We start from the raw sequence: 17,411 nt of genomic DNA on the forward strand, positions 1-17,411 counted from the left end.
GAACTCAAAACTCAGCACTCAGCACGGGCTAAACCATAGCTATCCGCTAACAGCACTTAGTAAGTTTCTACGTGCCAACGACCGCCTTTTTTGAGTTGCTTCTGGTAATCACTCCAGGTTACGCCTTCCTTGGCGGCAGCAGCAGTTAAGGCTGCATCGATACCTTCTTCCATACCGCGCAAACCGCAAATGTAAGTGTGGGTTTTTTCATTTTTAATCAACTGCCACAATTCATCAGCATGTTCCGCTACGCGGTCTTGGATATACATTCTACCGCCTTGGGGATTTTTCTGTTCGCGGCTAATAGCAGCAGTGAGGCGGAAGTTATCAGGATATTTTTGTTGAATTTCTTCCAGTTCTTCCTTATATAACAGGTTTGGAGTTGTTGGTACGCCAAATATTAGCCAAGAGAATCCTTTAAATTGGTATTCTGGGTTAGCGGCTTTTTCAGCATCTTTAAACTGCCGCCACAAGTAAGCCCGCATTGGCGCAATACCTGTTCCGGTTGCCATCATGATCACATTAGCTTCAGGATCTTGGGGTAACAACATTTCCTTACCCACTGGCCCGGTAATTTTCACATCTTCCCCTGGCTTGAGGAAACACAGGTGTGTAGAGCAAACACCGTAGACTGTTTCGCTAGTTTCTGGGTGCTTGTATTCCAACTGGCGGACGCACAGTGATACAGTCTTATCATCTACATCATCGCCATGACGAGTTGAGGCGATTGAATATAGTCTGAGTTTTTCTGGTTTACCGTTCTTATCTACTCCTGGTGGAATAATCCCAATACTTTGACCTTCTATATACTTCAAATCACTGCCAGAAAGGTCAAATTTAAGGTGTTGAACAATACCAATACCACCGTCTTTGACTAGCGGTTCATTAGATATTACCTTGCCAATAAACGGAGCATTGGGACGGTAAGTGTTAACAGGAACGTCACCGTGGTCTTTTTTGGCTTTCGCTTGAGTCATGGTGTTGCCTTTCTTGTCCTTGTTCTTGAGCTGTTCTTCAGCTGGTGGTTTAGCAAAACCTTTGGTTTCACTATGAGCATTTACAGGTGTGGCTTTACCATTCCCTTCAGTGTTAGCAGTTTCCTCAGATGTAGCTAACTCGCTGACTTCGCTTGTAGCATTCCCAAGTGAGGCTTTACCATTAACTGGCTCTAGAGCCGTTACAGGCTGGATGCTAACAATTGTGCCGCCTAGACGAGTGATACGTCGCATTTCTTGATTCATGCGGTTGTAAGGCACTCTGATGAACACACTGCCACTTTTCCGAATTGGGTAGTTAGTTTGATCGGATTCTTCGCTCTGACGCAAACCCACTACTTCATAAACGAAGACGCGGCTACCTAATTCTATGTTGGCAGCACCCTCAACAGCACCTTGATTGTACATTCGTTCTACCACTCCGATAATTTACTTAACCGTTTTAAAAAAAACTATTCCCCTACCTTGCCAGCTTTAGTTTACCGGATTTTTGCTTCACAAAACTGGAGAAAGAAGGAAAAACGGCATCATTAAATTAATGCCTTGCTAAGTACACTCACCAAAGACATGCAGGCATAGCAAAAAACACACCTGTTCATCTTCTAAGGTAAAGGATAAGTCCTGTGGAGAATGTTAATAATGAGTCAATTTAATCATTAATTTACAGCCAATAATTTGACTAATGCAAGTTGTTGGCTCATTCGTTGGATAGATTTTTACTTTGAATATCTTAAGCATTGTCCTACGGGAATTACAATTTAGGAACCTCAACAAATTCGCGGCGATCGCAAATTATACCTTAAAGGCTCAATTATATAGAGTCACAAGTTGCAGAATCACAGAGGCGCAACACTTATGAACGGTAACGATCCCCATTTTTAAATTAACTACTAAATCGATAAAATGAACGAGCGAGGGCGCTAATTCTTCTTGACAGCAATCTTGTATGGGATACCCCCTTCTGTTAAAATCAAATATACCACTAGGATTAAATACTTACCGGCACCAACATTCAGGCTAGTCCGACGAGTAGCGACTTAATTACTTTGTTGCCTACCCGCTTGGTGTCTTATAGATGTGCTAGGTAGCAAGAACGCAGGATAAACCAAAGGGGTAAACTCCTGGCTTCAGAATCTGCTGTGTGAAAAAATATTGAGACAATTTTAGTATTTTAGAGGGGATTTATGACAAGTAAGCCGGAACGCGTGGTACTGATTGGAGTAGCCGGAGACTCTGGATGCGGAAAATCTACGTTTTTGCGTCGTTTAATAGATTTGTTTGGTGAAGATTTAATGACAGTCATCTGCTTGGATGATTATCACTCATTGGATCGCAAACAGCGCAAAGAAACTGGGATAACAGCACTAGACCCTAGAGCAAATAATTTTGACCTGATGTATGAGCAAATTAAAGCGCTCAAAAGTGGTCAAGGGATTGATAAGCCGATTTATAACCACGAAACTGGCTTGATCGATCCGCCGGAGCGAGTGGAGCCGAATCATATTATAGTTGTTGAAGGGCTGCATCCTTTATATGATGAGCGGGTGCGATCGCTAATTGACTTCAGTGTTTATTTTGATATTAGCGATGAAGTCAAAATTGCCTGGAAAATCCAGCGAGATATGGCTGAACGCGGTCATCGCTACGAAGATGTTTTAGCGCAAATCAATTCCCGCAAACCTGATTTTGAAAAGTTTATCGAACCACAAAGAGAATTTGCCGATGTAGTTCTTCAAGTATTACCCACAAACTTGATCAAGAACGACACCGAACGCAGAGTCCTGCGGGTACGGATGCTGCAAAGGGAAGGTAAGGAAGGCTTCGAGCCAACCTACCTATTTGATGAAGGGTCAACAATTAATTGGACTCCCTGTGGACGCAAACTGACCTGTTCATATCCTGGTATGCAATTATACTATGGTTCGGATGTTTACTACGGTCGCTATGTTTCAGTACTAGAGGTGGATGGTCAATTTGACAACTTGGAAGAAGTAATTTATATCGAAACCCATCTCAGCAATACATCCACCAAATATCAGGGTGAATTGACTCATTTGTTACTCCAGCACCGCGAGTATCCAGGTTCTAATAATGGTACTGGTTTCTTCCAAGTGCTTACAGGTTTGAAGATGCGTGCTGCTTATGAACGCTTAACAGCTACAGAAGCAAAGTTAGCGGTTCAGGTTTAAAAGCAGTAGTGCTTGTGTCAAAGTTTGTGGGGACGCTTCTGGGTGTCCCTTTTTTTTGTGTTATTAAATACATTTTAACGACCGACTAACTAGCATAAATTTATATTCTTTATAGAGACTTACCTTATAGATAGTGGTTTTATCAATATTAGGAAGATACTAACTACTGAAGTATAAATATTGTTATGATTTCATAAATTAATGTGATTTTGACAGCTTATGTGGTGTTCGCCTAATGAGCTAAATCAAAAGACCTCTCTGAGGTTTTACTACCTAAAACCTTCCCTCTCTGATTTGGAGAGGGACAACTTGTGCTTTAGTTCAAGTCAGGGAGAGGTTTATCGAACTCACATTAAATTAGGTAGTTGAACTAAATACAACATTTAGTCAGCGAAAAACTCAAGTCAGGAGGAATTTCCATTGTCTCGTCGATATTTATTTACCTCCGAGTCAGTCACCGAAGGTCATCCAGATAAAATCTGCGATCAGATTTCTGATACCATTCTAGATGCCCTACTGACACAAGACCCCAGCAGCCGTGTTGCAGCTGAAGTAGTAGTTAATACTGGTTTGGTGCTAATCACTGGTGAAATAACCACCAAAGCCAATGTCAATTTCGTCAATCTTGCCCGCAAAAAAATTGCTGAAATTGGCTATACCAATGCTGATAATGGCTTTTCTGCCAACAGCACCAGCGTTCTGCTCGCTTTAGACGAACAATCACCCGATATTGCCCAAGGCGTTAACACTGCCCAAGAAACCCGTGAGCAAGATAGTGACGAACAATTTGACAAAATTGGTGCGGGCGATCAAGGTATAATGTTTGGCTTTGCCAGCAACGAAACACCAGAACTGATGCCCTTACCCATCAGTCTGGCTCACCGCATTGCTCGCCGATTGGCAGCAGTCCGTAAAACAGGCGAATTGTCATACTTGCGTCCTGACGGCAAAACCCAAGTAACTGTGGTTTACGAAGATGGGCGGCCCGTAGGGATTGATACCATCTTGATTTCCACCCAGCATACAGCCAGTATTGGGGAAATCACGGATGAGGCGGCGGTACAAGCCAAAATTAAACAAGACCTCTGGGCAGCAGTGGTTGAACCTGTTTTTGGTGACATTGACATTAAGCCTAATCAGGAAACACGTTTTTTAGTCAACCCCACTGGTAAATTTGTGGTTGGTGGCCCTCAAGGAGATTCTGGTCTGACAGGACGGAAAATCATCGTTGATACTTATGGTGGTTATTCCCGACATGGTGGCGGTGCTTTTTCTGGCAAAGACCCCACAAAGGTAGACCGTTCTGCGGCTTATGCGGCTCGCTATGTGGCGAAAAACATTGTCGCCGCTGGGTTAGCAGAAAAAGTTGAAATCCAACTATCCTATGCTATTGGTGTAGCGCGACCAACAAGCATTCTAGTGGATACCTTTGGTACTGGCAAGGTGGACGAAGAAACCTTACTAGAATTAATCAACAAGCACTTTGAACTGCGTCCAGCAGGGATTATCCATACCTTCAATTTACGCAACTTACCAAGTGAACGAGGCGGACGTTTTTATCAGGACGTCGCGGCTTACGGTCATTTTGGGCGGGCTGATTTAGACTTGCCTTGGGAACAGACCGATAAAGCCGAATTGTTGAAGCAAGCAGCAAGCGGGTCACTTTCGGCAGTGGTTGCTCAGGCGTAACTTAAACTTATACGCAACTGCAAGAACTTAGCTTATATATCTAAGGGCATAGGCAACTTCAAAAATTGCCTATGCCCTCATTTATATTTCAACTTTCGTCTTATTACTTAGTAATAGACAAAACCCAATCGCCTAAAAGTTGGTTTATTCTATCGGGTACTTCATCATGGGGACAATGACCGGCTCTTAAGAAATGTTCTGTGAGTTCAGGATAATATTGACGAAATTTTTGGGAACGTTCTCTAGCATTCATCCAAGGGTCAGCTTCTCCCCATAACATTAACAAAGGACAAGTTAATTGCTTTAGTAGCACATCAACTTTTTCCCCTTGAGGAGTGCTAAAGACTGAAACAAACACATCCAATGCACCCGAATCGTAAGCAGGGCGATAAATTTCTTCTACTAATTGGTCTGTAATTGCACTTTTGTCAAGATAAACTTTTTCTAGGGTTTGACGAATTACCCAACGTTGACGCACGTATTGAAATAACAGAGATTGAGCTAAAGGTTGTTGAAAAATCCACTTAACTGAGTCACCTAGTAGTTTCTGTAAAGAAGAGGCTTGCTTAGGTGGCTGAATTTGAGTTTGTAAAGCTTCAGGCTCAGATGTAGGCTGGCTTTCGCTAAAAGGGCCAGCACTATTGAGTAAGACTAAACCAGCCGTACTGTCGGGACACTGGGCAGCAACACACAAAGCAGCGTAGCCACCAAGGGAGTTACCTGCTAATACTGCTTTTTGACCAATTACTTCATTAATAAAATCATGGAGTTGGTCGCGCCATAAGTCACCACTGTATTGCAATTTTGGTTTTGCCGATCGCCCAAATCCCAAAAGGTCGATCGCAAATACTTCAAAATCTTGACTCAATCCTGTGATATTCTTGCGCCAATGGTCTGTGGAAGCACCAAATCCATGTACCAAAAGCAAGGGCGGACGTTGCGATTGCTTCTCTGGCGCACGCACATAGTAAACGTTGTGCCCGCGCCACTGCCAATATTTACCCGGAATTGGATTTGTAGAGAGGGCTGTAGTTACCTGCATGATTCAAAGAATTGTTAAGTAGCTTTTAATAATTGTAGAGTAGGTGGGGAGTGGGGAGCAGGGGGAGCAGGGGGAGCAGGGGGAGCAGGGGGAGCAGGGGGAGCAGGGGGAGAAAGAATAAATAACTAATGCCCAATTCTCAATGCCCAATGCCCAATAAGTAATACCTAACAAAAAATAACTAATGACTAAAGAAAGCTTAATTACAGGTAAAACTAAACTGCTAGGGGTAATTGGACATCCGGTAGAGCATTCGCTATCGCCAGTGATGCATAATGCTGCGATCGCACAATTAAAATTAGATTATGTTTATCTTCCCTTTCCCATAGCACCAGAGAATTTAGAAATAGCGATCGCAGGTTTTGCCGCGATTGGGGTTGTTGGTTTTAGTGTGACAATCCCTCACAAACAGGCAATCATGCCCCTACTCTCAAAAATTACCCCCCTTGCCCAAACCATCGGCGCAGTGAATACAGTTAGCCGCCAAAATAATCAATGGGTAGGGACAAACACCGATATCGAAGGATTTATTGCTCCTTTGCAGACAACCTATAAGCAAGATTGGAGTCAGAAGGTAGCGGTAATTTTAGGCAATGGTGGCGCAGCCAGGGCAGTTGTAGCAGGTTGTCACCAGCTAGGTTTTGCGAAAATTCACGTTGTTGGGCGGAATGTGCAGAGATTACAAGAATTTCACCATAGTTGGAGTAATTCACCCATAGCTGAGAATTTACAAGTTTATCAATGGGAGGAACTAGCAAAGTTAATTCCCCAAGCTAATTTGCTGGTAAACACAACCCCCATCGGTATGTATCCCAAGGTTGAGGAGTCGCCTCTGAGTGGGCAAGAAATGGCTAAATTACCAACGGGTGCGATCGCTTACGATTTAATATATATTCCTAAACCAACGCAATTTCTAGAGCAAGCTGAAAAACAAGGGGCAATTGCGATCGATGGTTTAGAAATGCTTGTACAACAAGGGGTAGCAGCATTAAAAATTTGGTTACAGCAGGAAAATATACCTGTAGAAGTGATGCGCCAAGCTTTGCAAAATCATTTGGGTTTAAGTTGATGCATAAATAATTACCCTGAGCTAGATTGCCTTTTATTTATGGCACTTGGATTTATGTTTCTCAAACCCAAAATACTTTTCTCATGGTTTGTATTCTTACTAAGTTTTACAAGTTTATTTCTCAGTTCTTGGATTGTTCTTCCCGCTCCAAATATGTTTTTACTCACTCTAGCAGTGGGAGCGCCAGAAGTTAGCCCTTGGTTATTGTTATTCAATTCACTCTCTTTTCTGTTATCTTTTTTCTGCATTCGTCGCCATCAATCACAACGCCTAGCTTGCATTTTCAGTTTAATCGGATTGCTAATTTGTGTATGGGTGCTAGTGAATATCCCCATAAGTCAAATGCAGATGGATAAAGCGATGAAACAAGGTTTGGGCACAAATTATCTAGAGGAAATTCCAGTCTCAGCAAGGGCTAGAATGCAAACCCATCCCTTTGATTTAGTTAATTCTTTTCGGGGTATTCCATTAGGTAAAACCCGTCATCAAAAAGATATTATCTTTGCTTCTCCTGCGGGAGTGCCTTTAAAAATGGAAGTTTATCAACCCCCAGAGGTAGGGAAATATCCAGCAGTGATAGTAATTTATGGTGGAGCTTGGCAATATGGCAATCCTCATGCTAATTCTGAGTTTAATCAATATATCGCTCATCAGGGATATACGGTATTTGCTATCGACTATCGACACGCACCTAAATATAAATTTCCAACTCAGTTAGATGATGTGCGTACAGCCTTGAATTTTATTCGCAAACATGCAGCAGCTTATGAAGCCGATCCAGAACGTATGGTACTTATAGGACGTTCTGCGGGAGCGCACCTAGCAATGTTAGCGGCTTATCAACCAGATGCACCACCGATTCGGGGAGTAGTAGATTATTACGGGCCTGTTAACTTGAGTGAAGGATATAAAACACCACCAAACCCCGATCCTATCAACACTCGTGCTGTTTTAAAAGCATTTATGGGTGGTTCATTAGAAGAATTCCCTAATCAATATGAAATTGCCTCACCGATAAATTACCTAACGCATCCTTTACCACCAACTTTATTAATTTACGGCAGTCGCGATCATTTGGTGGAAGCACGATTTGGCAGACAGATGTACGAACGTTTAAAAAACTCTGGTAATACTGCGGTTTTTTTACAAATTCCTTGGGCAGAACACGCTTTTGATGCCGTTTTCAATGGTGTGAGCAATCAATTAGCCTTGTATCATACCGAGAGGTTTTTGGCTTGGGCGTTGTTGAAGCAATAATTTCATTAACATACAGCAGCATTCAAAGCATAAAATTAAACTAGATTAATTATTTACGCCGTTCTACTTATATTAATCTTTTGGGTATATCACTTTGGGTAGTTAAAACTTATAGCCACTATCGTTAAGATTTATAAGGTGCTTAAAAACTATCTGAATATGTAGAATGCCAACTGCTTTAATTACTGGTGCTTCTAGTGGTATTGGTAAAGCTTTTGCTCAGGAACTAGCTGCACGAAAGACAAATCTTGTACTCGTTGCTCGTTCGGAAGAGAAACTAAACCAATTAGCGAAACAACTACAAAGAGAACACAAAATTCAAGTAGATGTTATTATCAAAGACCTCACAGAACCTAATGCATCTGCTGCTGTCTTTGATATCATTAAAGCAAAGGAATTAACCATTGACTTATTAATCAATAATGCTGGTTTTGGTTACTATGGTGACTTTGCAGAAGGGGACGGAGAAAGACAAATTAAAATCGTCCAATTAAACATTTTGGCATTGGTAGATTTAACCCATAAATTTCTACCTTTAATGCGGCAACGTCGTTCTGGAAGCATTATTAACGTATCTTCTATTACCGCATTTCAACCGATACCATACCTTTCTGTTTATGCTGCCAGTAAAGCTTTTATTCTTAGTTTTAGTGAAGCACTGTGGGCAGAAAATCGTCAATATGGTGTCCGTATTTTAGTTACTTGTCCGGGGCCAATAGAAACGAACTTTTTTGCAGAAGCTAATTTTCCTCTAGCGCTGGCAAGCAGCACAAATAAAGTGTATTCTTCCGAAAAAGTGGTTTGGGAATCTTTAGAGGCTTTGGAAAAAGGCTATCCAACCGTTATTAGTTCTGATACTAACACTCAAATTAGAAGCAAATTATCTCGGCTCGTACCGCGCAAACTTCTGCTGAATATGTTAGCAAAACATTTTAGAGCCTAAGTATATAGCTAGGAGAGACGCGATTAATTGCATCTGTACAAGAGTTAGGAGTAGAGACGCGATTAATTGCGTCTGATAAATTCACCGAAACAGTTCTGAGTGCTGAGTAAAAAAGTAATAATTGCACGGGCTAAACGCCTCGCTACCGCTAACAGCACAGAAGGTCTGAGAGCAACTGCTTAAAAGTCATGGAAAAAGAAATAAATATTTATTTCGAGATGCGTAGCGCATATTTAATACGTCCTTACTTCAATCCCCTAGATTTATCTATGGAGTTACTCAGCACTATAAGCCGAGGCACTCCTGAAGACTCCTAACTCCTCACTTATTAGATATACCTTGTTAATTGAACTCGGTAACGGTCTTTTTTTGTAACGGCGATTTCCCCAACTTCTAAACGCCCTTTAGAGCGTATGGCGATTAAGTCACCTGATTTTACTTGCGAACTAGCTTGCGTAACTTCCTTCCAATTGACGCGGACATCACCAGAATCAATGAAATCAACCATTTTGCTGCGGGACATCCCAAAACCGGCAGATGCGATCGCATCTAATCGCAAAGAAGCTTCCACAGTAGTTAGTTCTTTCTTCTTTGGTTCCCGAACTTTTAACTCAGTTACCTCAATACGCTGAGTCTTCACAGGAACCGATCGCACTTGTTTCAGACTCATTTCCAAAAATTCTACCAACTCTGGGGCAACAATCGCCTGCGCCCCTCGTTCTCCTAAAACAATAATGTCTCCCGTTTTTTCACGAACAATTCCCGTTCCCAACATTGCGCCTAAAAAGTCGCGGTGAGATGCGGTATCAAACAAGAAATTACCAGCAATTTCGACGGCGACAAGGCTAACTTGAGACTGATCTAGGGGAAGTTCTGCACGAGCGATCGCTATTCTTTGGCGTTCAGCTTGGGGATATCCGCCCCACGCAACTAATTGCACCTCTGTCAATCGATTAAACACCCGTTGAATTTCTGCTAATTCTGGGGGAGACAGAAAATCTGTCAAAACCACTTCCCAAGTTTTGATGGCTTGCTCCGCTTGATCGATTACACGAGCTAGACTATCTCGATTTTCAACACCTTTTAAAAGTTCTTCTCGTGGCAACATTCTTAAAAATTATGAGTTGAGAATTAAGCTGCTAAAACTGTCTTGATTCTAACTTTTCATCAGGAACCCTGACCCCTAAAAGCCCCTCTACTTCTGATTTATTTCCTACAATCACCGCTTGCATCACTCTCACACGCTACCTGTGTCAGCATAACCCTGGATATTTTCTGGATCGAACTGACGTAATATTCGGGTTGCTTGTCGTGTGAGAGTTTCAGAGCCTTGAACGGTAACTAAATATTTACCTGCATCTAAGCGGTTGCGATATGGTAAAGCATCACCACTGCCTACGAGTAAACCAACTCCGCCACCCACAACCACGCCACCCATAGCACCACTAGCAGCACCCAGTAGTCCACCAACAATGTGATTGCCAACTTCACCCGCCCAGGCAAAAGTATCTAAACCAGTAATGAGGCTGAATGTAAAACCTGCAAAAAAGCCAAATGGGATCAGCCAGGTTGCCATCAGTTGTGCTTGCTTTTTGGCTTGGTCTTTGGGGTCAATTAAGCCAAACTCGTCAGCTGTTTTATACCCTTTCCCCAGGATAGTACTGTTTATGCCTTCTTCTTCTAAAGCTAAGTAAGCAGCTTCGGCTTGAATACGATCTGGTAATACGGCAACAAGGTAATTCATTGATTTTACAATTTGTCTAATAGAAGTTTGCCTTAATTAACAGCGTATCAGTCCTGGGTTAATCAATGTTGCATTTGATAGGAGTAGAGACGCGATGAATCGCGTCTGTAAGTAGTAATGCAAAATTAAATATACATTTGTCATTGCGAATGGAGCAAAGCGGAATGAAGCATAAGTCCTTCGGACACGCTTCGCGAACGCAAGGTCTTGGGATTGCTTTGCTACATTTCATTCCGCTCGCAATGACAACTTACAAGAATTAAGAGAGAGATGCGATTAATTGCGTCTGTACAAGAATTAGGAATTTGAAGAGAGAGGCTTTAATTTTTACTCCCCTTCCATTGTAGAGAATGAGTTGGGGGTTAGGTCTGTATTTAATTCAAGCGAATCTAGTGGCTGACAAAAATTGTTTACCCCTTGCTTAAGGACATAAATCAAAACTGGTGTTGCCAAAATCTTAGGAAAGGTTGGCATTGCTTTTAGATGTTCCATCATCTTTTGAAGTGAAGTATTAAGCAAATCTTCCCGATATTCTTGTTCGCAAATGACCACACGCCATTTTCTAGCCAGAGCATCTAACCACTCAGAATTTGCTCTTTCTGGTTGTTGTCCTGCTCTGATAGCTAGCGTCATTGCCGCATCTTCTAAATCTCCATCACAGTCTTCAATCAAATCCAGCGCTTCCATATCGCTGGGGTCATCTGCTAATTGAGAGCGAAACTGTGCAATTTCTTGAGATGTTACTTTAGTCATGAGTCTTTGACAAGGCAGCGATCTGAACACTCAGTTATGCTACATCATTTCACAAAATTCCTGTTACAAATACGTTTTTCAGGATGCTTTCCAAATTTAAAATCCGTCTTGGAAAGTTATCTACCCTCCAGATTCGCGATCGCCGTCTTCCGGCGCACCTGATTGCTACAGACTTTCTGCACAGTCCAAAATTCCATAACATCTAAAACTCATGCAATTAGTGCCAAAATGCGTTCAAGTAAATATTTTTTACTAAAAAGCCTCATTTTTCAATGAGGCTTTCAGAATTTTTAATTGGAGATTAAATCAGCAGTACTAGCGTAATCCTCTAACGCTAACAGACCGTTGTAACTGAGCTAAAGCGCGGTTGTAACCCAAAATTGCTGTGACTCGATTACCTTCAGCTTGTGTGAGGTCATTTTCAGAGTTAATCACATCAGTTTGAGTGCCTACACCAGCTTGGAATCGCAAACGGGCTAAACGTAGAGCTTCTCTAGCTTGCTCTAAAGCGGTATTAGCAGTTTGAACGTTTTCCAAATTAGATTGCTGATTAGAATAGGCTTGTTCTACCTGAAAGCGGATTTGGTTACGCTGTTCGGCAAATTGAGTTTCTGCGATCGCAATATTAGCTTTGGCCTGAGCTGCCTTTGCTACTGCTGCTCCCCCATCATACAAACTTAGGGTTGCTTGGACTCCTACTGAATAACCATCAGTGACGCTGACATTATCATTGAACTGATCTAGTAGGCTGTAGCTAGCTACCAAACTAACTTGGGGGCCTAGTGTTGAAAGTGCTTGCCGTCGCTGTTGTTCGCTAATGTTACGTTGCGCTAATTGCTGTTGCAATTCTGAACGGTTTTGATAAGCCAGGACAATAGTTTGCTCTAGGCTTTGGTTCCAAAGACCAGCTAATTGTACAGGGTCAGCGGCGCTAATATTCACCGACTGCGACAAACTGATCCGAGTAGCCAACTGACGACGGGCAATTTGCTGCTGAGAGATAGCATTAGTGAGGTTTTGTTGGGAATTAGCTAAAGTCACCTGCGATCGCAGCACATCGAACCGCGTACCAACCCCAGCTCGCTCTAATGCTTCTGCATCACGCAAACTAGCCTCGGAGTTCTTCACAGCCGATTGGCTAATGCGGACTTGTTCATCCGCTTGTTGCAGATTGTAGTAGTCAGTAGCAACATTCAAACGGATTGTCTCATACTGAGTTTCTACAGCCAGTTCATCGGAGCGTTCCTGTTCCTCAGCCTGTCTGATGGTGGCTTGCCGATTCCCGGAAGTATATAGGTTATACGTCAGTTGTGCTTGACCATTAAAACCTGTACTAGGTACACCTGTGTTAGATACGAAACCTTGCTGTCTGGATAATTCGTCCTGAAGCTGATTAGCAGCAGACTGACTGCGAGCGATATTAGCACTAACTCCAAGAGTGGGAAGTAAAGCCGCTTGTGCCTCACGTACAGAGGCACGACTGCGTTCTAGCTGCAATATCGACACTTGCAAATCGTGGTTGTTCCGTCGTGCTAGCTCCAGAGCTTGTGCCAAAGTAATCGGCTGATTTCCCTGAAATGTCACTTCCTCGGCTTTGGTGGGAAATTGCAAGGGATTTGAGTTAGGAGTCAGGTTATTGGGAACTTGTACCGAACCTGCTGGTGCAGGAGTTACGCTTCCTGGTACAGTCGTAGGCTGTACCGAACCTGCTGGCGCAGGAGTTACACTTCCTGGTACAGTCGTAGGCTGTACCGAACCTGCTGGCGCAGGAATTACGGTTTCTGGTACGATGGGACTTGGTGTCGAATTTGTCGGAATTGGGGTACTACTCTGAGCAATGCGATCGCCAACAGCATTTTGTTGTAAACAGCTAGAAGCTAGTAGCAAAGCAGCTGAGGAATCAGTCTTGCTTTTTCCCGCCTCCTGTGGACATCTTTGGGATGACAACAGTTTTGCTGAATCTACACCCATAGCTGAAGTTTGTAAAAATGCTTGCAACTCAGTAACAGTATTTACCTTTTGAACCACTGGCTGCTGTGCAGAAGACAGGGACAAAAATTCTTTTTGGACAAAAGAGGGTTTTGAAGTGTAGTTGGGAACTACTATGTTCTCTGATTTTTGCCCAGAAGCACTTGAGTTAGTCTGTTTTTGGTTATTTTGAGCAGAAGGGCTGACATCTACCTGTTGGGAAGGATTAGAGGTAGGTATCAAACTTAAAAATCCACTTTCATCTTTCTTAAGTACTTGTTTTACGGGCAAAACAGTATTTACGGCTGCAAATACTGGAATACTGTTATTACTTAAAGGCTTCATACTAAGTTTAGTGAAACCAAAACTATGTATTCGGGTTGGAACACTAACATTTGTACCATTCGGCAGTTGCGGATTCATAGTGTCCACAACTGAGTCTTGACCATAAGTAGAAGTCAAAACACTAGGAGAAGAAGCCAGCTGTACTCCAGTTAGTTTTACAGTCCCAGCCCAAGCAGGCTGAGTTGTTAAGACCGCTGCCGTCACACCAGGCAAGAAGCTATAGAATAATTGCTGTCCTTTCACCGCATCCCTCACACGAAAATCAATCTAGCGGCAGAAAACCTTTCTTCACCACAGAATATAACACGATACTAAATTTAGGAAAGAATATACTACGATACTAAATTTAGGGATCGGAACTCTGTTTGTCTTCAAAACGTCTGACAATTCGAGAAAGTTCCGCCTTTTCATCGATACTAACGCGAGTAGGAGCACCGCTGATAATCCGTTCGTAGTTTCTGAAAGAATCTTTAATATCGGGCCCGTCAGCAGTGATATTATACTCACGAATGCCCTTATCATGCCAAGACCCGCGCATTTTAAATACGTTAATTGCCCGCGACATTTCTCCACGGATTTCTACGTACTGTAACATGATAATTGTATCGGTGATCGTAGAGATATGAGAATCAGTAATCGAATGGGCTCCCAAAAATTGGTCAGTTGTGTTAGTAAAGAAACCAGTAATTTCTTCTTGTTTAGCATAACCCGTCACACCAATTACAAACTGCCTAAATGCATTATTGCTCACTCCTCTAGCTAATGCCGATAGAGAATCAATAGCGATCCGAGCTGGTTTGAAGACAGCAATTTCTGATTTAATAATTTGTAAGTGGTCTTCTAAACCAGTTGATTCAGGATAGGTACAAATTATTTTGAGTAAACCTTGATCCTCTAATTTTTCAAAATCAATTCCCCAAGACGAAGCATTCCGAGATAGTTGAGCGCGTGATTCTTCGTAAGCAAATAATATTGCTTGTTCTCCATTGAGACAACCATCTTGAATAAATTTACTGACTAACAAAGTTTTCCCAGTACCTGTGGCTCCTGTTGCTAAAATAATCGAATCTTTAAAGAAACCACCACCACACATTTCATCTAAGGTTTGGACACCAGAAGATACTCTGACATTAGAAGAGCGTTGAGTTAAACGCATTGCTCCCAATGGAAAGATGTTAACTCCTTCATTAGTAATCGTGAAAGGATACTCGCCCTTCATGTGAGTTGTGCCGCGCAATTTCAGAATTTCAATAGTGCGACGGCGGCGTTCTCCTTCTAAAACATTACGAACAATTACTACATTATCAGAAACAAATTCTTCCACACCAAAAGAAGCAACGGGGCCATATTCTTCACCTCGTTCAGTGGTAATTACAGTGGTGACACTCAGTATTTTCAGACGTGCTACCAAGCGAAAAATCTCGCGCCGCACTACTCCCATCGCTTCGTACTGCTGAAATACGGCTGTCATTGAGTCGATAGAAACTCGTTTAGCTTTGTATTTGCGAATGGCATATTGTAGTCGTTCGATGAGCGCAGAAAGGTCAAAATTCCCAACGATATCTTGACCTTCTGGATCGGGAGACGCATCAAGAATAAACAACTTGCCTTCTTCAATTAGTCGTGGTAAGTTCCAACCGAAAATATGGGCGTTTTTAATAATATCACTGGGTGATTCTTCAAAGGTAACAAATACTCCTGCTTCATCAAAGTAGGTGATACCATTGTAGAGAAACTGAAGAGATAATAAAGTTTTGCCTGTACCAGAAGTGCCACTGATTAAGGTAGTTCTCCCAATTGGTAAACCACCATGACTAATATCGTCAAACCCCTCGATCATCGTGCGAATTTTTTCTACACCCCCATCTCTCGGAGATTTCTTTGGTTCTATTTGTTCGTTTTCACTCATTGCTTGATAATAAAAGGGTATTAAAAACTGTTTGTTTTATTACTAAAGTTTGCATTCAATTCTTTCAAGAGTCTTTATAAAGCAAATATTAAGTAAATAGGGTAGTTGCCGACACAATTTCACTATAAAGATAGCAGAAATAAATATTTTGCCGTCATACACCAAGCTAAATAGTGCTAAAACTCTCTTGATTAGAGTTACACTAGCTTACTTGCCCACACCATTAAAATTTACTTTATCAATGCTCCATAACATCATTCATTATTTTATTCTTCTAAGTCTCCTTCACTCAGTTCTTCATAGAGTAAATCTAATCCAATCAATACTCTTTCTCGATCTGAAAGATCCCCGATAATTTTGCGAACTGGTGGAGGCAAAATTTTAGATAACGTTGGCGTTGCCAATATTTTATCTTCTTCTGCTAGTTGCGGGCTTTTCAGTACATCGATCACTTTTAAAGCATAAACACCTTCAAACTCTTGTTCTAAAATATCTTTGAGTGTTTTTAATGCCCGGACTGAATTAGGGGTGTTTCCTGCTACATAAAGCTTGAGAACGTAGGTTTTTTTGGCTTTAATCATACTATATTTAAAGGTTAGTGACGAGCGGATAAATGCAGCATAAATTCGCGCTTGGGAGTAACTAATAGCTAAAGCTATTTTCCAAGTTGAGCATCGATAATTTTAATTTATTTAGAAATCGAACTCCTATAGACTTCACACAGGTGAGCCAGGATATCTATTAACGTTAGGCGGTAATCAAGTAAGGTTTCGTTGCTTCTTCCTTCTAATCTTAGCTGGTTGGAAAATTCTTCAATTATTTCCATGTGAATTTCAATAATTTGGGGCACAGGAATATTAGCATAAAATATAGTATTGATAAATTTATCAATTTTTTCTTTTAGTGTTTTGTCTGTGCTAAAATAATTTATAAGGATTAGGCTGTAATCTAATTTAAGTTGTCTTAATAATCCTTGCTTTTCTATTGGAGTCATCTCCTGGAAATGCTGTTGACTTTTTTGCATCTGACTAGCAAACACATAGATATATTTGCTAGTGTATGTGTTGGTTTGATTTTGTTGCGGCCAATTTGGTAAATAGTTGATTTTTCCAGAGGGAGTTGCAACAACGGGTAGGTAGCAAAATTGGGAAATAATCGCGTCAATAAACTTCCATGCCCACGCACTCAAACCTTTTTGCTTGGCTAAATCAACTAAATTATTTAAACATTTGTTAACATCAGGTTGCAGAATCAATATAGGTAATAACATTTACTCTTTAATCTATCTCCTCGATCGCCCTGACCAAGAAACGTGGGCTGATAAGTTTAGCTAACGCTTCTAGGGTAATATTTGATGTGTAGTAAGCTGATAATTTTACCCCAAAATAAGGCTCTGTGTTAGCAGATAGGGCTAGACACTCAACAACAAGCAAGAGGGCAGCAACTGAGTGCTAGGACTTAGTAGGTCTTTGATGATGAGGTATATGTCAGCATAACAAGACACAGTA

Annotated in this window: 15 protein-coding genes; 6 read left to right on the plus strand and 9 right to left on the minus strand. The window is 41.6% G+C overall.

All coding sequences use genetic code 11. The annotated features are described in order from the left end of the window. Nucleotides 1–56: 56 nt before the first annotated feature. Nucleotides 57–1,403: a ferredoxin--NADP reductase gene (petH, locus tag GTQ43_RS29355; RefSeq protein ID WP_265276162.1), complete on the minus strand. Its 1,347-nt coding sequence runs from the start codon at nt 1,401–1,403 to the stop codon at nt 57–59. A gap of 776 nt (nt 1,404–2,179) precedes the next feature. On the opposite strand from petH, the gene GTQ43_RS29360 reads away from it, so the two are divergent. Next, entirely contained in the window at nt 2,180–3,184 is a 1,005-nt protein-coding gene (locus GTQ43_RS29360) for a phosphoribulokinase (RefSeq protein WP_265276163.1), read from the plus strand. Between the two features lie 420 nt (nt 3,185–3,604). Next, nucleotides 3,605–4,873 carry a methionine adenosyltransferase gene (gene metK, locus GTQ43_RS29365; protein ID WP_265276164.1) on the plus strand — a complete coding sequence of 423 codons (1,269 nt, stop codon included), beginning with the start codon at nt 3,605–3,607 and terminating at the stop codon, nt 4,871–4,873. Nucleotides 4,874–4,976: 103 nt separating this feature from the next. Here the strand turns inward: metK and GTQ43_RS29370 are convergent, their stop codons facing one another. Further along, nucleotides 4,977–5,915 carry an alpha/beta fold hydrolase gene (locus GTQ43_RS29370; protein ID WP_265276165.1) on the minus strand — a complete coding sequence of 313 codons (939 nt, stop codon included), beginning with the start codon at nt 5,913–5,915 and terminating at the stop codon, nt 4,977–4,979. 184 nt (nt 5,916–6,099) lie between these two features. Between GTQ43_RS29370 and GTQ43_RS29375 the strand changes: the two genes are divergently transcribed. The 3 genes from GTQ43_RS29375 to GTQ43_RS29385 all read left to right on the plus strand — a co-directional run bounded on the left by GTQ43_RS29375 (nt 6,100) and on the right by GTQ43_RS29385 (nt 9,184). Continuing rightward, nucleotides 6,100–6,984: a shikimate dehydrogenase gene (locus GTQ43_RS29375; protein ID WP_265276166.1), complete on the plus strand. Its 885-nt coding sequence runs from the start codon at nt 6,100–6,102 to the stop codon at nt 6,982–6,984. Nucleotides 6,985–7,038: 54 nt separating this feature from the next. Beyond that, the gene (locus GTQ43_RS29380; RefSeq protein WP_265276574.1) at nt 7,039–8,241 is read left to right on the plus strand and encodes an alpha/beta hydrolase; all 1,203 of its coding nucleotides are present in this window, start codon (nt 7,039–7,041) and stop codon (nt 8,239–8,241) included. A gap of 166 nt (nt 8,242–8,407) precedes the next feature. Then, nucleotides 8,408–9,184 carry an SDR family NAD(P)-dependent oxidoreductase gene (locus tag GTQ43_RS29385; RefSeq protein WP_265276167.1) on the plus strand — a complete coding sequence of 259 codons (777 nt, stop codon included), beginning with the start codon at nt 8,408–8,410 and terminating at the stop codon, nt 9,182–9,184. 328 nt (nt 9,185–9,512) lie between these two features. Here the strand turns inward: GTQ43_RS29385 and GTQ43_RS29390 are convergent, their stop codons facing one another. The 3 genes from GTQ43_RS29390 to GTQ43_RS29400 all read right to left on the minus strand — a co-directional run bounded on the left by GTQ43_RS29390 (nt 9,513) and on the right by GTQ43_RS29400 (nt 11,681). Next, nucleotides 9,513–10,292 carry a photosystem II S4 domain protein gene (locus tag GTQ43_RS29390; RefSeq protein WP_265276168.1) on the minus strand — a complete coding sequence of 260 codons (780 nt, stop codon included), beginning with the start codon at nt 10,290–10,292 and terminating at the stop codon, nt 9,513–9,515. 129 nt (nt 10,293–10,421) lie between these two features. Further along, a complete protein-coding gene (locus GTQ43_RS29395; protein ID WP_265276169.1) occupies nt 10,422–10,928 on the minus strand; it encodes a hypothetical protein in 507 nt (168 codons plus the stop codon). A 327-nt stretch (nt 10,929–11,255) separates the two neighbouring features. After that, nucleotides 11,256–11,681 carry a hypothetical protein gene (locus GTQ43_RS29400; protein WP_265276170.1) on the minus strand — a complete coding sequence of 142 codons (426 nt, stop codon included), beginning with the start codon at nt 11,679–11,681 and terminating at the stop codon, nt 11,256–11,258. Between the two features lie 83 nt (nt 11,682–11,764). Here GTQ43_RS29400 and GTQ43_RS29405 point away from each other — a divergent pair, with 83 nt between their 5' ends. Beyond that, nucleotides 11,765–11,887, plus strand: a complete 123-nt coding sequence (locus GTQ43_RS29405) for a hypothetical protein (protein WP_265276171.1) — start codon at nt 11,765–11,767, stop codon at nt 11,885–11,887. A 109-nt stretch (nt 11,888–11,996) separates the two neighbouring features. On the opposite strand, the gene GTQ43_RS29410 is transcribed toward GTQ43_RS29405, so the two are convergent. The 4 genes from GTQ43_RS29410 to GTQ43_RS29425 all read right to left on the minus strand — a co-directional run bounded on the left by GTQ43_RS29410 (nt 11,997) and on the right by GTQ43_RS29425 (nt 17,173). Then, nucleotides 11,997–14,237 (minus strand): TolC family protein, encoded by a 2,241-nt coding sequence (locus GTQ43_RS29410; RefSeq protein ID WP_265276172.1) that lies wholly within the window; start codon nt 14,235–14,237, stop codon nt 11,997–11,999. 103 nt (nt 14,238–14,340) lie between these two features. Next, on the minus strand, nt 14,341–15,903 hold the full coding sequence (gene kaiC / locus GTQ43_RS29415) for a circadian clock protein KaiC (RefSeq protein WP_265276173.1): 1,563 nt from the start codon (nt 15,901–15,903) through the stop codon (nt 14,341–14,343). A 266-nt stretch (nt 15,904–16,169) separates the two neighbouring features. Next, entirely contained in the window at nt 16,170–16,484 is a 315-nt protein-coding gene (kaiB, locus tag GTQ43_RS29420; RefSeq protein WP_265276174.1) for a circadian clock protein KaiB, read from the minus strand. 107 nt (nt 16,485–16,591) lie between these two features. Next, nucleotides 16,592–17,173 carry a circadian clock protein KaiA gene (locus GTQ43_RS29425; RefSeq protein ID WP_265276175.1) on the minus strand — a complete coding sequence of 194 codons (582 nt, stop codon included), beginning with the start codon at nt 17,171–17,173 and terminating at the stop codon, nt 16,592–16,594. Nucleotides 17,174–17,411: the final 238 nt, after the last annotated feature.

The organism is Nostoc sp. KVJ3, from assembly GCF_026127265.1.
Taxonomy (GTDB): Bacteria; Cyanobacteriota; Cyanobacteriia; order Cyanobacteriales; family Nostocaceae; genus Nostoc.

What these genes read in the sequence shown, in the direction of transcription:
- petH (WP_265276162.1), bottom strand. Translation starts at nt 1,403, where the DNA reads ATGTACAATCAAGGTGCTGTTGAGGGTGCTGCCAACATAGAATTAGGT.
- GTQ43_RS29360 (WP_265276163.1), top strand. Translation starts at nt 2,180, where the DNA reads ATGACAAGTAAGCCGGAACGCGTGGTACTGATTGGAGTAGCCGGAGAC.
- GTQ43_RS29370 (WP_265276165.1), bottom strand. Translation starts at nt 5,915, where the DNA reads ATGCAGGTAACTACAGCCCTCTCTACAAATCCAATTCCGGGTAAATAT.
- GTQ43_RS29375 (WP_265276166.1), top strand. Translation starts at nt 6,100, where the DNA reads ATGACTAAAGAAAGCTTAATTACAGGTAAAACTAAACTGCTAGGGGTA.
- GTQ43_RS29380 (WP_265276574.1), top strand. Translation starts at nt 7,039, where the DNA reads ATGTTTCTCAAACCCAAAATACTTTTCTCATGGTTTGTATTCTTACTA.
- GTQ43_RS29385 (WP_265276167.1), top strand. Translation starts at nt 8,408, where the DNA reads ATGCCAACTGCTTTAATTACTGGTGCTTCTAGTGGTATTGGTAAAGCT.
- GTQ43_RS29390 (WP_265276168.1), bottom strand. Translation starts at nt 10,292, where the DNA reads ATGTTGCCACGAGAAGAACTTTTAAAAGGTGTTGAAAATCGAGATAGT.
- GTQ43_RS29395 (WP_265276169.1), bottom strand. Translation starts at nt 10,928, where the DNA reads ATGAATTACCTTGTTGCCGTATTACCAGATCGTATTCAAGCCGAAGCT.
- GTQ43_RS29400 (WP_265276170.1), bottom strand. Translation starts at nt 11,681, where the DNA reads ATGACTAAAGTAACATCTCAAGAAATTGCACAGTTTCGCTCTCAATTA.
- GTQ43_RS29405 (WP_265276171.1), top strand. Translation starts at nt 11,765, where the DNA reads ATGCTTTCCAAATTTAAAATCCGTCTTGGAAAGTTATCTACCCTCCAG.
- kaiC (WP_265276173.1), bottom strand. Translation starts at nt 15,903, where the DNA reads ATGAGTGAAAACGAACAAATAGAACCAAAGAAATCTCCGAGAGATGGG.
- kaiB (WP_265276174.1), bottom strand. Translation starts at nt 16,484, where the DNA reads ATGATTAAAGCCAAAAAAACCTACGTTCTCAAGCTTTATGTAGCAGGA.
- GTQ43_RS29425 (WP_265276175.1), bottom strand. Translation starts at nt 17,173, where the DNA reads ATGTTATTACCTATATTGATTCTGCAACCTGATGTTAACAAATGTTTA.